At 69.4% G+C, this 14,422-nt stretch carries 14 protein-coding genes; 6 read left to right on the top strand and 8 right to left on the bottom strand.

What is annotated here, in order from left to right; all coding sequences use genetic code 11:
• The first annotated feature begins 51 nt into the window (after positions 1-51).
• On the top strand, positions 52-291 hold the full coding sequence (locus LFM09_RS42940) for a phosphopantetheine-binding protein (protein ID WP_414102378.1): 240 nt from the start codon (positions 52-54) through the stop codon (positions 289-291).
• The gene (locus LFM09_RS42935; protein ID WP_414102377.1) at positions 288-1,508 is read left to right on the top strand and encodes a condensation domain-containing protein; all 1,221 of its coding nucleotides are present in this window, start codon (positions 288-290) and stop codon (positions 1,506-1,508) included. Before LFM09_RS42940 ends, LFM09_RS42935 begins: the two co-directional genes overlap by 4 nt.
• A 6-nt stretch (positions 1,509-1,514) precedes the next feature.
• Here the strand turns inward: LFM09_RS42935 and LFM09_RS42930 are convergent, their stop codons facing one another.
• Complete coding sequence (locus LFM09_RS42930; RefSeq protein WP_414102376.1) at positions 1,515-3,023, bottom strand: AMP-binding protein; 1,509 nt, start codon at positions 3,021-3,023, stop codon at positions 1,515-1,517.
• 23 nt (positions 3,024-3,046) lie between these two features.
• The gene (locus tag LFM09_RS42925) at positions 3,047-4,492 is read right to left on the bottom strand and encodes an amino acid adenylation domain-containing protein (protein ID WP_414102375.1); all 1,446 of its coding nucleotides are present in this window, start codon (positions 4,490-4,492) and stop codon (positions 3,047-3,049) included.
• Between the two features lie 174 nt (positions 4,493-4,666).
• Here LFM09_RS42925 and LFM09_RS42920 point away from each other — a divergent pair, with 174 nt between their 5' ends.
• Positions 4,667-6,628, top strand: coding sequence for an AMP-binding protein (locus tag LFM09_RS42920; protein WP_414102374.1), 1,962 nt, complete (start codon positions 4,667-4,669; stop codon positions 6,626-6,628).
• A 5-nt stretch (positions 6,629-6,633) separates the two neighbouring features.
• On the top strand, positions 6,634-7,956 hold the full coding sequence (locus tag LFM09_RS42915) for a peptide ligase PGM1-related protein (protein WP_414102373.1): 1,323 nt from the start codon (positions 6,634-6,636) through the stop codon (positions 7,954-7,956).
• 41 nt (positions 7,957-7,997) lie between these two features.
• Here the strand turns inward: LFM09_RS42915 and LFM09_RS42910 are convergent, their stop codons facing one another.
• Both LFM09_RS42910 and LFM09_RS42905 read right to left on the bottom strand, forming a co-directional pair.
• The gene (locus tag LFM09_RS42910) at positions 7,998-9,215 is read right to left on the bottom strand and encodes a cytochrome P450 (RefSeq protein ID WP_414102372.1); all 1,218 of its coding nucleotides are present in this window, start codon (positions 9,213-9,215) and stop codon (positions 7,998-8,000) included.
• Complete coding sequence (locus LFM09_RS42905) at positions 9,212-10,192, bottom strand: LLM class flavin-dependent oxidoreductase (RefSeq protein WP_414102371.1); 981 nt, start codon at positions 10,190-10,192, stop codon at positions 9,212-9,214. The genes LFM09_RS42910 and LFM09_RS42905 overlap by 4 nt, the downstream gene beginning before the upstream one ends.
• A gap of 194 nt (positions 10,193-10,386) precedes the next feature.
• On the opposite strand from LFM09_RS42905, the gene LFM09_RS42900 reads away from it, so the two are divergent.
• Entirely contained in the window at positions 10,387-10,677 is a 291-nt protein-coding gene (locus tag LFM09_RS42900) for a DUF4342 domain-containing protein (protein ID WP_414102370.1), read from the top strand.
• Positions 10,678-10,755: 78 nt separating this feature from the next.
• Here LFM09_RS42900 and LFM09_RS42895 read toward each other — a convergent pair whose 3' ends face one another.
• From LFM09_RS42895 to LFM09_RS42885, 3 genes are all read right to left on the bottom strand, one after another.
• Positions 10,756-11,370: an ATP-binding cassette domain-containing protein gene (locus LFM09_RS42895; protein ID WP_414102369.1), complete on the bottom strand. Its 615-nt coding sequence runs from the start codon at positions 11,368-11,370 to the stop codon at positions 10,756-10,758.
• A complete protein-coding gene (locus tag LFM09_RS42890; RefSeq protein ID WP_414102368.1) occupies positions 11,367-12,371 on the bottom strand; it encodes an ABC transporter substrate-binding protein in 1,005 nt (334 codons plus the stop codon). Before LFM09_RS42890 ends, LFM09_RS42895 begins: the two co-directional genes overlap by 4 nt.
• Before the next feature lie 74 nt (positions 12,372-12,445).
• Positions 12,446-12,529, bottom strand: a complete 84-nt coding sequence (locus tag LFM09_RS42885) for a putative leader peptide (RefSeq protein WP_414102382.1) — start codon at positions 12,527-12,529, stop codon at positions 12,446-12,448.
• 231 nt (positions 12,530-12,760) lie between these two features.
• Between LFM09_RS42885 and LFM09_RS42880 the strand changes: the two genes are divergently transcribed.
• The gene (locus LFM09_RS42880; protein ID WP_414102367.1) at positions 12,761-13,678 is read left to right on the top strand and encodes a TauD/TfdA dioxygenase family protein; all 918 of its coding nucleotides are present in this window, start codon (positions 12,761-12,763) and stop codon (positions 13,676-13,678) included.
• A gap of 6 nt (positions 13,679-13,684) precedes the next feature.
• Here the strand turns inward: LFM09_RS42880 and LFM09_RS42875 are convergent, their stop codons facing one another.
• On the bottom strand, positions 13,685-14,416 hold the full coding sequence (locus tag LFM09_RS42875; RefSeq protein ID WP_414102366.1) for a D-Ala-D-Ala carboxypeptidase family metallohydrolase: 732 nt from the start codon (positions 14,414-14,416) through the stop codon (positions 13,685-13,687).
• Between the last annotated feature and the right edge of the window lie 6 nt (positions 14,417-14,422).

Below are 14,422 nucleotides of genomic sequence, written 5' to 3'. Positions count from 1 at the left end.
GGGCATTCAGAACATCCCGTCCTGAACATCAACAAGCTTATGGAGTGAGACATGTCCGACCGCGAACAGCTGGAGCAACTCGTCCGGAATGCTTTCTGCTGGGTGCTCGGCGTCGAGCACGTCGAGCTCGATGACGACTTCTTCCTGCTGGGTGGCAATTCCTTCCTCGTCGTGAGGCTGGTGCAACGCATGCGCGGCGCCGGGCTCGACCTCGACTACGTCGTCGTCTTCACGGGACGCAGCGTGCGAGGGATCGTGGATCAGCTACGAGCCGTAGCAGGCGCGTCATGATGTTGCCCTCCCAAGCGTTCGACGTGTTGCCGGCGTCGGGTCCTCAGCGCGGGCTATGGCTGTCCCAGCAGCTGCGTTCGGCCGCTAAGGACTACGTGATCTGCGAGGCGTACGAGCTGCGTGGCCGCATCGACCTGGACGCGCTGCGCGGTGCCTTCGACCGCCTGCTCGCGCGGCACAGCGCGTTGCGAACCGGAGTCTGCCAGCTGGACGACGAGCTCGTGCGGTTCACCGTGCCGCCCGTCCCCGGCTTCCTCCGGGTCGTGTCCGGCGATCCGGCCGAGGTGATCGCGGCGGTGGCGGCCGAACCGTTCGATCTCGCGCGTCCGCCCCTCATGCGCGCCGTCGCGGTCATCGCAGGGCCTGAGCGAACTGTGCTCGTGCTTTGTTTCCACCACGTCGCGGTCGACGAGACGTCGATCGCGATCCTGTGCGCCGCTATCGGCCAGTACTACATCGCCGCACTCGCCGGCGAGACCGAGGTCGAGCACGAGGTGGCGCGGCAGACGCGACCGGTGAGCCGCGAGGTCGTGCTCGCCCGCTGCGCCGAGCTCGCCTCGGCGCCCGCTGTCGTGAACCTGCCCGCCGGGACGCAGGACGGCTCGGTGGAGCTCGTCGTGCCGCGCGCAGAGCTCGAGCCGTTGCTGGCCGTCGCGCGGGATCTCGGAGTTACGCGATGCGCCGCGATGCTGGGTGCCGCGGGTGTCGCCCTGGCGCGGTTGACGGGCCAGGACGACCTGATCATCGCGCTGGCGGTGTCCACAAGGGACGAACTCACCGCGGACGCCGTGGGCATGTTCGTCAACATGGTGCCGCTCAGGCTGGTGAACCTGGCCACGGCGGATCGCCGGGAGTTGTTGCTGCAGGCCGGCTTCGCGGTGCTGCAAGGGCTGGCGGCGGCCGGTGTCCCGTTCGAGGAACTGGTGGCGGCGTTGCCGGAGGTTCGCCGGCCGGGCCGGATGCCGCTGGCGCAGGTCTCCTTCAGCTATTGGGAGCTGGAGTCGGCCGAACGGGACCTGGGCCTGCCGGGTGTGTCCTCCTCCAGGTTGCCCGCCCCGGCCATCACGACGGAGTTCGAGCTGGCGCTCGGATGTGTGCTGCGTCCGGACGACGTGATCTTGAGCGCCGAGTGGAAGGGACACGCGTTCGACGGACGACGTGGTCCCGCGTTGATCCAGGACGTTCTGCGCACCGCGCAACGTCTCGGCGGTGGGTGACGTCCGTCAGGAGGCTCCCGTGGCGAGGAGTGCGACGGCCTCTTCCGCGAGCCTCTTCCGGTCGACCTTGCCGTTGAGGCTGAGCGGGAAGCTGTCACAGCCGAGCAGCAGCCGCGGGACCATGTGCGCGGGCAGCCTGTCCGAGAGGAACTCCTTGAGCACCTCCTCGTCGGCGTTCCCGCCCTGGTGGAAACCCGCGAGGTCGTAGGTGCCGACCTCGGACCTCGCCGCGACGACGACCGCGTCGTCGACGAGCGGGTGCGAGCGCAGCACGGCCTCGACGTCACCGAGCTCCACCCGGTGTCCGCGGATCTTCACCTGGCCGTCCAACCGGCCGAGGTACGCGTGGTCGCTCGCGCGGACCGACACGCGATCACCGGTGCGGTACCAGTGCTCGGGGGTGATCTCTCCGGTGCACTCCTCCAGCACACCCGCCTCCCAGCGGACGAACCTGCCGCTGTTGTGCTCGGGCGCCAGGTACCCGTCGAACCGCTGGGGGCCGCGCACCAGCAGCTCACCCTCCTCGGCCGCGTACCCGTCGTCGCTGATGACCGCCCACTCGACTCCGTTGTGCGGCTTGCCGATCGGCACGGCGGTTGAGGGGAGGGCGGTCAGGTCGACGTCGTGGACCCACGAGCTCACGGTCACCTCGGTCTGACCGTAGACGTTGGCGACCCGGCTCGCCGGCGCCGCGAGGCTCCACGCGTGCACGTGGTCGTGGGTCAGGGGCTCGCCGCAGAACACGCTCCAGCGCAACGACGGCATCGAGTCCGGGCCCAGCTCGCCGAGCAGCCGTGCCACCGTGATCGATGACGGCGTCGAGTGCCAGTGCGTGATCTCGTGGTCGACGATGAACCTGGTCGGCATCAGCAGGTCGGTGCTCGACGGCACGACCACCGCGCCACCGGAACCCCAGGCGAGGAACATGTTCCACACCGACAGGTCCCAGGACAGGTCGGAAGTCTGCGCCACCCTGGCCTCAGGCCCGGTCGCGAAGTGGTCCAGCAGGTGGGGCAGCCACGACTCGAAGTGACGATGCCGGATCGGTACGCCCTTCGGCACGCCCGTGGAGCCGGAGGTGAACACGATGTACGCGAAGGCTTCCGGGTGAGGGTCCGCCGGGGGCGCGACGACCGGCGCGCGGTCGTTGCCCGTCACCAGGAGCAGCGGCACTCCCGTCGCCTCGTGCAGAGCGTCCGCCCGGCCGGCCTCGGCCTCCGTGTGCAGCAGCAGGTCGAGCTCACCGCGCCGCACGATGTCCGCGTTGCGGGACAACGGGTTCTTGGCGTTCAGCGGCACGACTGTCACACCGGCGCGCAGGGCGGCGAGGTAGGCGACGTAGGTGGCCGCCTCGGCCTGGCCGAGCAGCCCGGCCCGCCGCGGTTTTCCGGGCTCGGGCAGGACGACGGAGGCCGCGGCGCGATCCAGTTCCGCATAGGTGAGTTCGACGTCGCCCGCGCTGAGTGCGAGACGATTCGGGTGTGCCCGCGCGGAGTCGTGGAACCAGCTGTACATGGCGGTGCTCCTGCGTCGGGCGGTCATCGCGCCAGCTCGTTGAGGCGGGTGCGGTCGAGCTTCCCGGAGGGGGAGAGCGGTAGCCGGTCCACGAAAACGATGCGCTCGGGCACCATGTGGGCCGGCAGTGCTCGAAGCAGTTGTGCGCGGACCTGGCGGACGTCCGGTTGCCGGTCGGCCGGCAGGCACCAGGCGACGAGGCGGTGCTCACCGAACGCGTCGCGTTCCACGGAGACGGCGGCCCCGGCGATGCCGTCGACCGCGCCCAGCGCCCATTCGACCTCGCCGGCTTCGACGCGGAAACCGCGCACCTTGAACTGGTGGTCGTTCCTGCCGACGTAGAAGAGGTCGCCGGACTCGTCGGTGCGGGCGAGGTCGCCCGAGCGGTAGTGGCGGACGCCGTCGATGGTGACGAAGCGCTCTGCGGTGAGCTCGGGCCTCTTCCAGTAGCCGGAGGCGATGCCGTCACCGGAGACGTACATCTCGCCGATCTCGCCGGTCGCCACCTCGGCGCCGTGCTCGTCCCGCACGGAGATGGCCATGTGCGGCAAGGGTTTGCCGATCGGGGTGTGGGGCGAGCTCCCGGTGAGGTCGTCGGCGCTCAGAGTTCGGTGAGTGACATGAACGGTGGCCTCGGTGATGCCGTAGAGGTTGACGTACTGAACGGCGTCGGGAGCTCCCCGGTCGCGGAAAGCCCGCACAGATCGGAGATCCACCGGCTCACCGCCGAACAGCACGTACCGGAGGCTCGTGGCCGGCCCGGAGCCCGTCATCGCGTCCACCATCAACCGGAACACCGAGGGCACCAGGTTGAGCACCGAGACGCGGGCTTCCGAGAGGAACCCGGCGAGCAGGGGCGGGGCGACGGCGACCTCGGCGGGCACCACGTGCAGCGCGGCCCCCGTGGTGAACGCCGCCCACATCTCCCACACGGACACGTCGAAGTTGATGCTGTGACAAAGCGCCCACCGGTCGTGCTCGGTGAAGTCGAAAAGTGGCAGCGCGCACCGCAGCAGGCTCACCACGTTGTGATGGGTGACGACGCACCCTTTGGGCAGGCCGGTCGACCCGGAGGTGTAAAGCACGTAAGCGGCGTCCGCTCCATTCACTTCGGGCAGGGAACATTCGCCCGTCAGTTCAGCCCACCCGGACGCGGTGATCACGTCCGCTGTTTCAGCGTCCCGGACGATGTGGTCGATTCGTTCCGCCGGATAGGACGGGTCGAGCGGGACGTAAGCGGCGCCGCACTGCAGCACCGCGAGAATCGCCAGCACCTGGTCGATGCCCCGGTCGAGAGCGATGCCCACCCGTGCACCCGGCCGCACTCCCCGGAGCACCAGGCCGCAGGCCTTGCGGCGCACCGCCGCGGTGAGTTCGGCATAGGTCAGGACCGTTGCGCCGTCGGTCAACGCGATCCGGCCGGGAAATCTTTCGGTGGAGCGCGCGAGGCATTCGTTCAGCGTTCTCATCCAGGGTGCCCCAGCCTGTTCTCGGGGACGGCTCGATCGAGGGCGATCGTATCCGCCACCACCCGAGAGGTCAGTTCGTTCAAGTTCCGCAGTTGCGCACGGGCGTGTTCTTGTTGGCACTTACCGTAATTTGCGTCGTCAGGAACCAGTCCGTTTCGACGTTGGAGGGGCATCATGCCGCACGAGCGCCGGCATTTGTTCGCTGACTTTCCCGGTGGTGGTGCGGGGAGTGCCGTCGCCCGGTTGATTCATCCCGACCCCGTCGCGCGGTCCGAGAGCGGCAGTGTGGCGGCCGCGGTCGGGGTCGTGCTCGCCAGGCACACGGGGGAGCAGGCGGTGGAGGTGACGCAGGGACGGCACCGGATCGACGTCGTGGTCGGCGAGGCCACCTTCGACGAGATCCGCGCGGGCGTCGTGCGGCAGCGCGAGGACTCCGGCGACGCGGTCGCCGTGTCCGGAACCGGGGTCCTCTCGGTGTCCGTTGAGGACGGAAAGCTCGTGGTCACCTACGACAGCAACACTTTCAGCGCGGACACCGCCGAACGGTTCCTGCGTCACGTGAGCGTGGTCCTCGCTGAAGGCCCCGGCGCGCAGGATCCCGCCAGGCGCATCCCGCTCCCGACGCGCGTCCCCGCGGCAGTGCCCGCCGAGCCGGTCGACGCGTTGTGGGGCACGGTTCTGGCCGACCCGGAGCGCCCGGCCCTCGTCCACGGCGAGGACGCGCTCAGCTATCAGGCCGTGGTCAGCGTCGCGTCACGTGGCGCGGCCGCGTTGCAGTCGTTCGGGGGGACGGGCAAACGTGTCGCCGTGCTCGTGGAACCCGGATTGCCCGCACCGTTGTCGGCGCTCGCCGTGCTGTGGGCGAGATGTGCTCCGGTGCCGCTTGACGGTGACCAGCCGGACGGTCCGCTGATGCGCGTCGTCGACGACGCGGACGTGGTGGCCATCGCCTGCTCGGCGTCGTTGCGCGCGCGAGCGGAGAAGCTCGCGAAGGGCCGGGCGGTGCTTCAGCTCGACCTGACGCCGTCCGCGGAGCCGGCGGCGGCTCCCTCTGGCCTCGATCTGCCGGTGCACGTTTCGGCTTTCGCCGGCGGACTGGCGCTGGGGCCGGGTGATGTCGTGGCCTCAGCGGTACGGCCGGGTTCACCGGCGTTCCTCGCCGAGTTCCTCGCCGTGCTGGCGCGCGGCGCGACCTTCGAGATGCTCCGGCCGGGAAAGCAGAGGTCGTCCGGTTCCGTCGCGGTGCTGCACGCTCCTGCCGAGGAGGTCGTCGACTGGGCTGAGCCGGTGCGCACTGTCCTGCTCGATGCGGAGTCCACGAGCGCCGAGGACGTGCGGGCGGTTCTCGCGAAGCTGCCGAACGCGGAAGTCGTTGTGCAGTACGGAACCGCGGAGTGCCCAGTCGCGTTGCGGCAGGGCCTGCCGGTGGCCGGCGTGATCGCCGAACTGGTGGACGCCGATGGCGAGCCCGCCGAGGTGTACGGCGAGATCGTGCTGAGCTGGGCGGGGGACCGGGTCCGCACCGGAGATCTCGCCTGGCGGCGTGCGGACGGGGCGCTCGTGCTCGTCGGCAGGACCGACCGCAGGATGACGATCGACGGTCGCCACGTGCAGCCGGAGGAGATCGAGGCTCAGCTGCGTTCTCATCCGTCGGTCTCGAAGGCGGTGGTGGTACCGGATCCTCAGGCGTCACCTCCGCTGGTGGCCTACGCCGTCGCGACCTTCGCCGCCGCGGTGGAGGAGGCGCAGCTGGCGCAGTACCTGCGGCGGCAGTTGCCGGAGTGGTCGGTGCCCGCTCGGGTGCACGTGGTGCCCGCGATCCCCGTGGGCTCCGACGGAGAGGTCGACTTCGAGCGGCTTTCGGCACTGGTCGAGGTCACCGGCGACGGGCAGCCCACGACCGACGAGGAACGCGCGATCGCCGAGATCTGGGCGAAGCTCTTGCGCCGCGACGATCTGCGGACCGATCAGCACTTCGTCCGGCTCGGCGGTGACTCCCTGCAGCTGGTGCGGATGATCGCGCTCGTGCGGGAGCGGTTCGGCACGCGGCTCGACCTGCTGGAGGTCCTGCGCGAACCGACGATCCACGCGATCGCCGGCCTCGTCACCCGTGAGTCCACTGTGGAAGGACGGTGAGCGTGATGGGTCGGTTGGTGGTCGGCACCGGTTTTGTCGAGGACGCACGGACGGACGACGGTGGCACGGGGTGGTGGAGCCAGCGGCTCGCGTGGTTCGCGCGACCGGGCGACGTGATGGTGCTGCCGGTCGAGCCGGACCAGGACTACCTGTCCTACGTGGGAGAGCTGACCGGCGTCGACCCGGCCTCGTGGCGGGTGGTCGTCGCGCCGCCGGGCGAGGGCGCGAACAACGTCCTCACGTCCGAGCGGCTCGGCTCGGACGCACTGCGCGACGCCCTGCTCGCCGTGCTGCGCCACCACCCGGTCGACGAGGTGTTCACGCCGTGGCCAGACCGCGCGGTGGCGCGTCTCACCGATCGGCTCGGGCTCAGGAGCATCCACGCCGGACGCGGCTTCCTGGAGCAGTCCGGCGGCCACCTGATGGTCAGCAAGGCGACGTTCCGCGCTGTAGCGGCGGGAAACGGCGTGCCGATCCCGCCGGGCGCGGTGATCGGCACGGCCGCCGACGCGGTGGACATCACCGATCGGCTGCTGCGCGAGCACGAGGTCGTGATGCTGAAGCAGGAGTGGGGACTGGGTGGCCGCGGCAACGACATCCTCAGCACGGTCGACGGCGTGCGCCCGCTGGGCGCGCCGAGGGTCGTGCGGATCAACGGCCGGGCCGACCTCGAACGGTATTTCGCCGAGCACTGGTCGTGGCTGAGCAGTGAGGACCGCTCCACTCCGGTGGCCGAGCAGTACTTCCCCGACAGTGCCGCCTACTTCATCGAGTTCGCCATCAGTGACGACGGCGTGCGGCGCGTGTGCGACGGCGAGCAGCTCAACGCCCCGCTACCGGCGGGCTTCGTGCTGCCGGCCCCCGCGATGCCACCGTCCGCGCGCGCGGTCCTCGACGAGACCGGCCTGCGGCTCGCGGAGGTCGCGCGAGCCATGGGCTATCGCGGCTACTTCGGACCCGACGGGATCCTGACCGCCGACCAGGAACCGATGTACACCGAGTGGAACGGCCGGATGGGCGGCGTCACCCACGTGATGGAGGGTGTCGGCCGGCGCGTCGTAGGTCCGGCGTACCAGCGGGATCGGGTCATCCTCGATCTCGTGTGGACGTCGGGATGGTCGGCTTCCTCGTTCGAGGACGTGCGCGAACGAGTGGCGCGGGCAGGACTGGGGTACGACCGCGAGCGTCGCGAAGGCGTGGTGCTGACGACTCCGTTCGCCGAGCTGACCGGGGTCATGTACTGCGTCGTCGCCGCGGACGCCGATCGCGCGTGGGAGATCAACGGCCGGCTCGCGGAGTTGTTCTCCCCGGTCGCCCTGCCGGCCTGAGGTCGTGGCTGTCCGGCGGAACGAGTGCTGCCGGACAGTCCTCAGGAAAGGTGTTCCCAGGCCACCGGAAGCGAGACCAACCCGAACGGGTCGCCACTGACCCTCAGGTCGAGCTCGTCGTCGGTCGCGGTGATCCGCAGACCCGGCAAGCGGGAGAAGAGCGTTCGCAGCGCGATCTCCAGCTCCGCGCCGGCCAGGTGGTCGCCGAGACAGCGGTGGACGCCGTGCCCGAACGCCAGGTGCCGCCGGGCGTCTCGCTGGACGTCGAACTCGCCGGCGCGGGCGAACACCCGTTCGTCGTGGTTGATCGACGCACCGAGCACGAAGATGCCGTCGCCCGCGCGGATCACGTCATCGCCGACGGTGATGTCCTCGGTCGCCACGCGGTCGAACGTGTACCAGTCGGTGACGCTGAGGAAGCGCAGCAGTTCGTCGACGGCCGACGCCCACCGCTGGGGGTCGGCGCCGAGCGACGCGAGCTGGGCAGGATGGCGGCACAGGGTGAGCACACCGAGCGAGATCATCGCGTTCGTCGTCACGTAACCGGCCTTGAGCAGGAACGTCACCACGCCGACCAGCTCGTCGCGGTCGAACGCACCCGACCCTGCCGCGACAGCGATGACGCTGTCCGGTGGTGCCTGGTCCGCTGCCGCCACGATCCGTTCGACGCGGTCGCGCATCTCGAAAACCGCCGTGACGGTGGCCAGCGGATCATCGGCGGGAGGGTGCTCTGCGCGACGGACGGCCGACGCGAAGAAGTCGCGCTCCTCTTCCGGCACACCCAGCACCGCACACGTGACCAGCACCGGCAGCGGCAAGGCGAAGTCCCGCACCAGATCGGCCTGAGGACCGCGCTCGATCATGGCGCTGACCAGGTCGTCGGCGAGGCGGACGATGACGGGCCGCAACTCCTCGATGTGGCGCCGGCGGAACGCGCTCTGCAGCACGCCGCGGAACCGGCCGTGCTCGGGAGGGTCGAGGTTCACGAACTCGCCGGCGTGGAAACGGGCTTCGGCCTCGACGACCTCCGGCGGCGGCGGGTCCGCGGAGAGTTTGGCGTAGGGGTGGCCGGGTGTCCGCGGATCGGTGCTGACCCTGGTGTCCTTCAGGAGCGCTTTCGCCTCCGCGTGCCGGGTGATCAGCCATGCGTCGCCACCGGGGAGGCTCACCCGGATCGCCGGTGCCTCGGACCGCATTTCGGCGTAGTCGGCGGGGAGGGTGAACGGGCACGTCCGATCGACGGGAAAAGAGCGGTTCATCCGGTTTTCTCCTCGCACAGAGCGCGCGACCGTTCAACGACGACCGCGAGGTGGTCGAAGTCCTCCCGGCTGACCGGGGTGTCGAGCACGAACGTCCGCACGCCCCGCTCAGCCATCCAGGAAATGTGCTTCGCCACGGTCTCGTGATCTCCCACGAGATAAGGACAATCGCTTTGTGCCGAGTGGAACGGCGTCAACCTGATCGGCGACGCCACGTCCTCCCTCGCCTCCGCCAGCGCCTGCTTCCACACCGAGTCGGTGTTGGCCATGCTGATCCGCAGCACCTCCCTGCCCACCTCGTCCGGAGGGAAGACCTGCGCGGCGACGTTCTCCGCTTCCTGTGCGTCCGCACGGGCGATGACACCGACGTTGACCGCGCCGAGGCCCTCCGGCACACCCGCGGCGTCGGGCATTCCCATCAGGGTGGCGCCCAGAGCCGCAGCAGTCGCCCGTGCGTCGTCAGACCGGCCCGCGAGATACATCAGCGGGCGCGACTCGGCCGGGACAGCGGGCCTGAGCTGAAGGCCTCGCGCACGGTAGAAGCGCCCCTCGAAGTCGACCGGATCGCCGTCGAGCAACTGGACGAACAGCTCGGTGTACTCCAACAACCGGGCGTAGCGCTCGCGGTGGTCGAGTTCGTCGCCGATCGCGTGGAGCTCGCTCAACGCGGCACCGGTGATCAGGTTCAGGTCCACGCGGCGGCCGTGCGCCTGGGTGATCGACAGCAGCGACCGGGCGGCCGCGAACGGGTGCGTGTACATCGGGTTCAACGCGACGACGGGTGCCAGACGCCTGGAGCGCGCCACAACCGTCGCGGCGCCGATCCACGGATCGAGCACCGCGCCCGCGCCGGTGAACAGGAGCACGCCGTCCACGTCGATGTCGTCGCTCCACCTCACCACCTCCAGCGCGGTGGAGGTGGCACGACTGGGGTCGGTGACCCTCGGCACTGTTGTCACGAATCGGATCCGCGTCATGATGGGTCGACTATGCAATACGCCTTTCGGTGTGCTCAACGAAGTGAACTGCACACCGTTCAACTGCGGAAATCCCGCGATTGAACACCGCAGGTGGTGAATCAGGGAAGAGGTCAGGGGGAAACCCTGATGGCAGCCAGTCCGAATGCGGGCAGAGTGGAGTCGTCAGGGGAATCCGCAGTTCGAGGAGAGACATGAACGAATCCAAGCCCGAGTCCGCCCGCAACGCCGTCGACGGGGTGGTCGACGCGGTGCGCGGTCTGGTCAGCGAGAGCATCAACCGTCGTGTGGTTGTGCGGGACAGCAAGGACGACGTGGTGCTGGAGGTGCCGGTGGCTCTCGGGTTGGTGGCCGCGTTCGCCGCTCCGGTGGCCACGACGATCGGTGCCGGTGTCGCGCTGGTGGGCAAGTGCGCGATCAAGATCGAGGACCGCCGGCAGCCCGGTGCCCAGCCCGCGACGACGGCCGAGGGCGAGCAGGCGTAGTCAGCCGGTTCAGGATCACCCCGCGAACTCGCCGAGTTCGCGGGGTGATCACGGGCGCGGGACCTCGAGGACAGCGGCTCACACCGTGACCTTGCTGTACCGGCTGACCGGCCGCGCCAGGCCGTAGTGCGAGCGCAACGTGCGACCGGTGTATTCGCTGCGGAACAGGCCGCGTGCGCGCAGCAGCGGCACGACGTGGTCGACGAAGTCCTCCAGTCCGGACGGCAGCAGCGGTGCCATGACGTTGAACCCGTCGGCGGCGCCCGTGGTGAACCACAGCTCGATGTGGTCGGCGATCTGCTCCGGGGTGCCGGCCACGACCTGGTGGCCACGTCCGCCGCCGAGGCGGCCCAGGAGCTGCCGCAGCGTCAGCTTCTCCCGCTCGGCCAGGTCCCGGACCAGTTCGAAGCGGCTCTTGGCGCCGTTGATGCGGCTGACCGGCGGCAGCTCTGGCAGGCGTTCGTCCAGCGGGTGGTTCAGGATCTCGCCATCGCTGGGTGCCGTGAGGCCGCCGAGCAGGTCGAGCAACGTCGACTTGCCGCACCCGCTCGGGCCGACCAGCACCACGAACTCGCCGCGCTGCACGTCGAGGTCGATGGAGTCCGCCGCGGTGAACTCGGTGTGCTGCCGGGTACCGCGGACCTTGACGTCGAACCTCTTGGTGACCCCGCGGAACGCGATGTGCGGGCTCATCGGGCGAGCTCGTTGTACTCGTTGGTGTACAGGTCGGCGAGCTTCACCTGGTCCTTGCTGATCTCGCCGCGTTCGGCGAGCCAGTCGACCCAGATGGAGAGCTCCTTGTCGAGGATCTTGCCGCCCTTCTCCGCGACCCCCAGCGACTTCCAGTACTTCAGCGCCGCCGGGTCCTCGTTGCGGCCGCGCTTGGTGACGATGTCGACCTTGCGCGCGACCACCTGCTCGCGCGGTGTGGTGCGGCTCCACTCGATGGCCTTGGCGATGCCGCTGGTGAACGTGCGGACCGTGCCGGGGTTGTCCCGCAGGAACTTCTCGGTGAAGACGTAGGTGCCGGCGGTGAACGGGCCGAGCAGGTCGAAGTCGGAGAACAGCTTGCGCAGGCCGCCCTTCTCCGCGGCCTTGTCCCGCAGGATGCCGCCGAGCACGCCGACCTCGATCTGCTTCTGCCGCACCGACTGCTCGGTGTTCACCGGCGGCACGACGATCGGCTCGACCTTCTTGATCTCGTCCTGGCCGAGGCCGGCGCGCTTGAGGTAGATGCCGAGCATGGCCTCGTGGTGCGCGCCGAGGGTGTTCATCCCGACCTTCTTGCCGAGAAGATCGCGCGCTGTCCTGATCGGACTGTCCTCGAGCACGTAGAAACCGCTGTAGGCGTGCTCGTCGGCGCCGTAGTAGCCGATCACCGACTTGATGGGCGCGCCGGCGGCCTTGAGCTTGACGACCGCGCCGTTGAACGCGCCGCCGAAGTCCACCTGCCCGGTCGCGGCGGACTGGATGTCCTGCGGGCCGCTGATCGTGTTGCCGACCCACTCCAGTTCGAGGTCGCCGAGGTAGCCGAGGTCCGCGGCCAGCTCGGGCAGGGTCACGTCACCCGCCCAGCCCTGGTAGCGCAGCGTCTTGGTCTCGACGCCCGCACCGGACGCGGTCGAGCACCCGACCGTCGCCGCGGTCAGACCCAACAGACTGAGGCCGAGGAAGTTCCGTCGCGTAGTGGTCACGGCAGGTCCTTTGCTGAAGGGGAAAACGGGCATGCCAAATCAGCGGGACTCACCGTCCCGGGTGGAGGTTGGGTTCAGCGACCGGCGCGACAGAACGCGCTGGCGTGCCGTCGAAGATCGACGTGCCGGCGCGAGGTGAGATTGGCGGCTTGGCTCACGGCAAGGAGCGTCACATCCGCGTTCGGCCGGGTCAACGGCCGGACCGGACGTCCCACATCATGGCGCCGGGGTGGACGCGGCCGCCTATTTTTCACGCTGGAAGAAACTCCGCCGGTCAATCCCTTCCAACTGCTGGGAGGACTTAATTCACTTCGTCGCAAAGTTGCGCCGCGCGTGCGGTCGTCCGCAGGGTGGAGGGACGTTCGCCCTTCTGCGAAAGGAAATCCGCGATGACCGCACAGCTTTCGGACACCGTCACCGTGCACAGGCTGGGTGCCGGCATCGGTGCGAGGATCGACGGCGTCCGGCTCGGCGGCGACCTCCCCGCGGACACGGTCGCCGAGATCCGCGCGGCCCTGCTGGCCAACAAGGTCGTGTTCTTCTCCGGCCAGCAGCACCTCGACGACGCGGGCCAGCTGGAGTTCGCGCGGCTGCTGGGCCGGCCCACGCTGGCCCACCCCACGGTGAAGGGCCAGGAGCACACCAACGTCCTGGCGATCGACTCCGAGCACGGCAAGGCCAACAGCTGGCACACCGACGTGACGTTCGTCGACCGTGTCCCCGCCATCAGCATCCTGCGCGCGATCGAGCTCCCGGCCTACGGCGGCAGCACGGTCTGGGCGAACACCGCCCGCGCCTACTCCGAGCTGCCGGAGTCGTTGAAGGCGTTGGTGGATCGGCTGTGGGCCGTGCACACCAACCTCTACGACTACGCAGGCCACGTCGACTCGACCCGCATCGGGGGAGTGGACGTGAAGGAGCAGGCCTACCGCGAGGAGTTCGTGTCGCAGCGCTACGAGACCGAGCACCCGGTGGTCCGGGTGCATCCGGAGACCGGTGAGCGGGCGCTGCTGCTGGGCCACTTCGTGAAGCGGATCGTCGGGGTCAGCCCGCAGGAGTCGCAGGCGATCTTCGAACTGCTGCAGAACCGGGTGACCCGGCTGGAGAACACCGTGCGCTGGCAGTGGTCCGACGGCGATGTGGCGGTGTGGGACAACCGCGCCACGCAGCACTACGGCGTCGCGGACTACGACGACGTGCGGCGCCGCCTGCACCGGGTCACGATCGCGGGCGACGTGCCGGTGAGCGTGGAGGGTGTGCCGAGCACGACGATCGTCGGCGACGCGGCACACTTCTCCACGCTCTGACGGCGCCTAGATTCCGCAGTTCGGGGCGGACCAGAACCGGGTGGAGCGGTGGGCGACGTGCACGTGGTCGTTGTGACCGGTGTAGCCCGGTCCGAGGATCTCGTTGAAGCCGTGGTTGCGGGCTTGCCTTGCCAGCGAGCAGAAGCCCTGCGGTCCGGCGCCGAGGTCGACGGCGTCGCCGTACAGGTGACGGCTCGTGGGCGAACCGCCGACGGCGTTGTTGCAGGAGACGCTGCGGAAGCCGCCGTTGACGTCGATCGGCCTGTCACCCATGGCGTGCCGCATCGCCTGCAGCTTCCACATGGACACCAGGGCGTTGGCGCGTGCGGTCGCCGCCGAGACGTTGCCGCCGGACCAGTCGGAATTGCAGTTGTTCAGCTCGTCGTAGGTGAAGTTGACCGGTGTGCAGTCGTTGTCCTGCAGCTCGTAGATCTTCGCGAACGTGGCGGGTCCCGCGATGCCGTCGGCGCCGAGACCGTAGGCCTGCTGGAACCGGGTCACCGCCGCCTTGGTGCCCGGCCCGAACTGGCCGTCGAGGCCGAGAACGGCGCCGTAGCCGGGATAGCCGGCCACGCGGATCTGCAGCTGACGCACGTCGTCGCCCGATGCTCCTTCGGAAAGCGTGCGTCCCCAGGTGTAACAGGCATCGGCTGCTGAGAGGTCGTTCTCTGCTGCGGCAGGCGTGACACCGGCGGCGAGGAGCAGGGCGAGCGCCGGTAAGAGGAAGCGGAGTTTCACGGCAGC

Source organism: Lentzea alba (genome assembly GCF_047445655.1).
Taxonomy (GTDB): domain Bacteria; phylum Actinomycetota; class Actinomycetes; order Mycobacteriales; family Pseudonocardiaceae; genus Lentzea; species Lentzea alba_A.
This window is presented reverse-complemented; position numbering and strand designations above follow the sequence as displayed.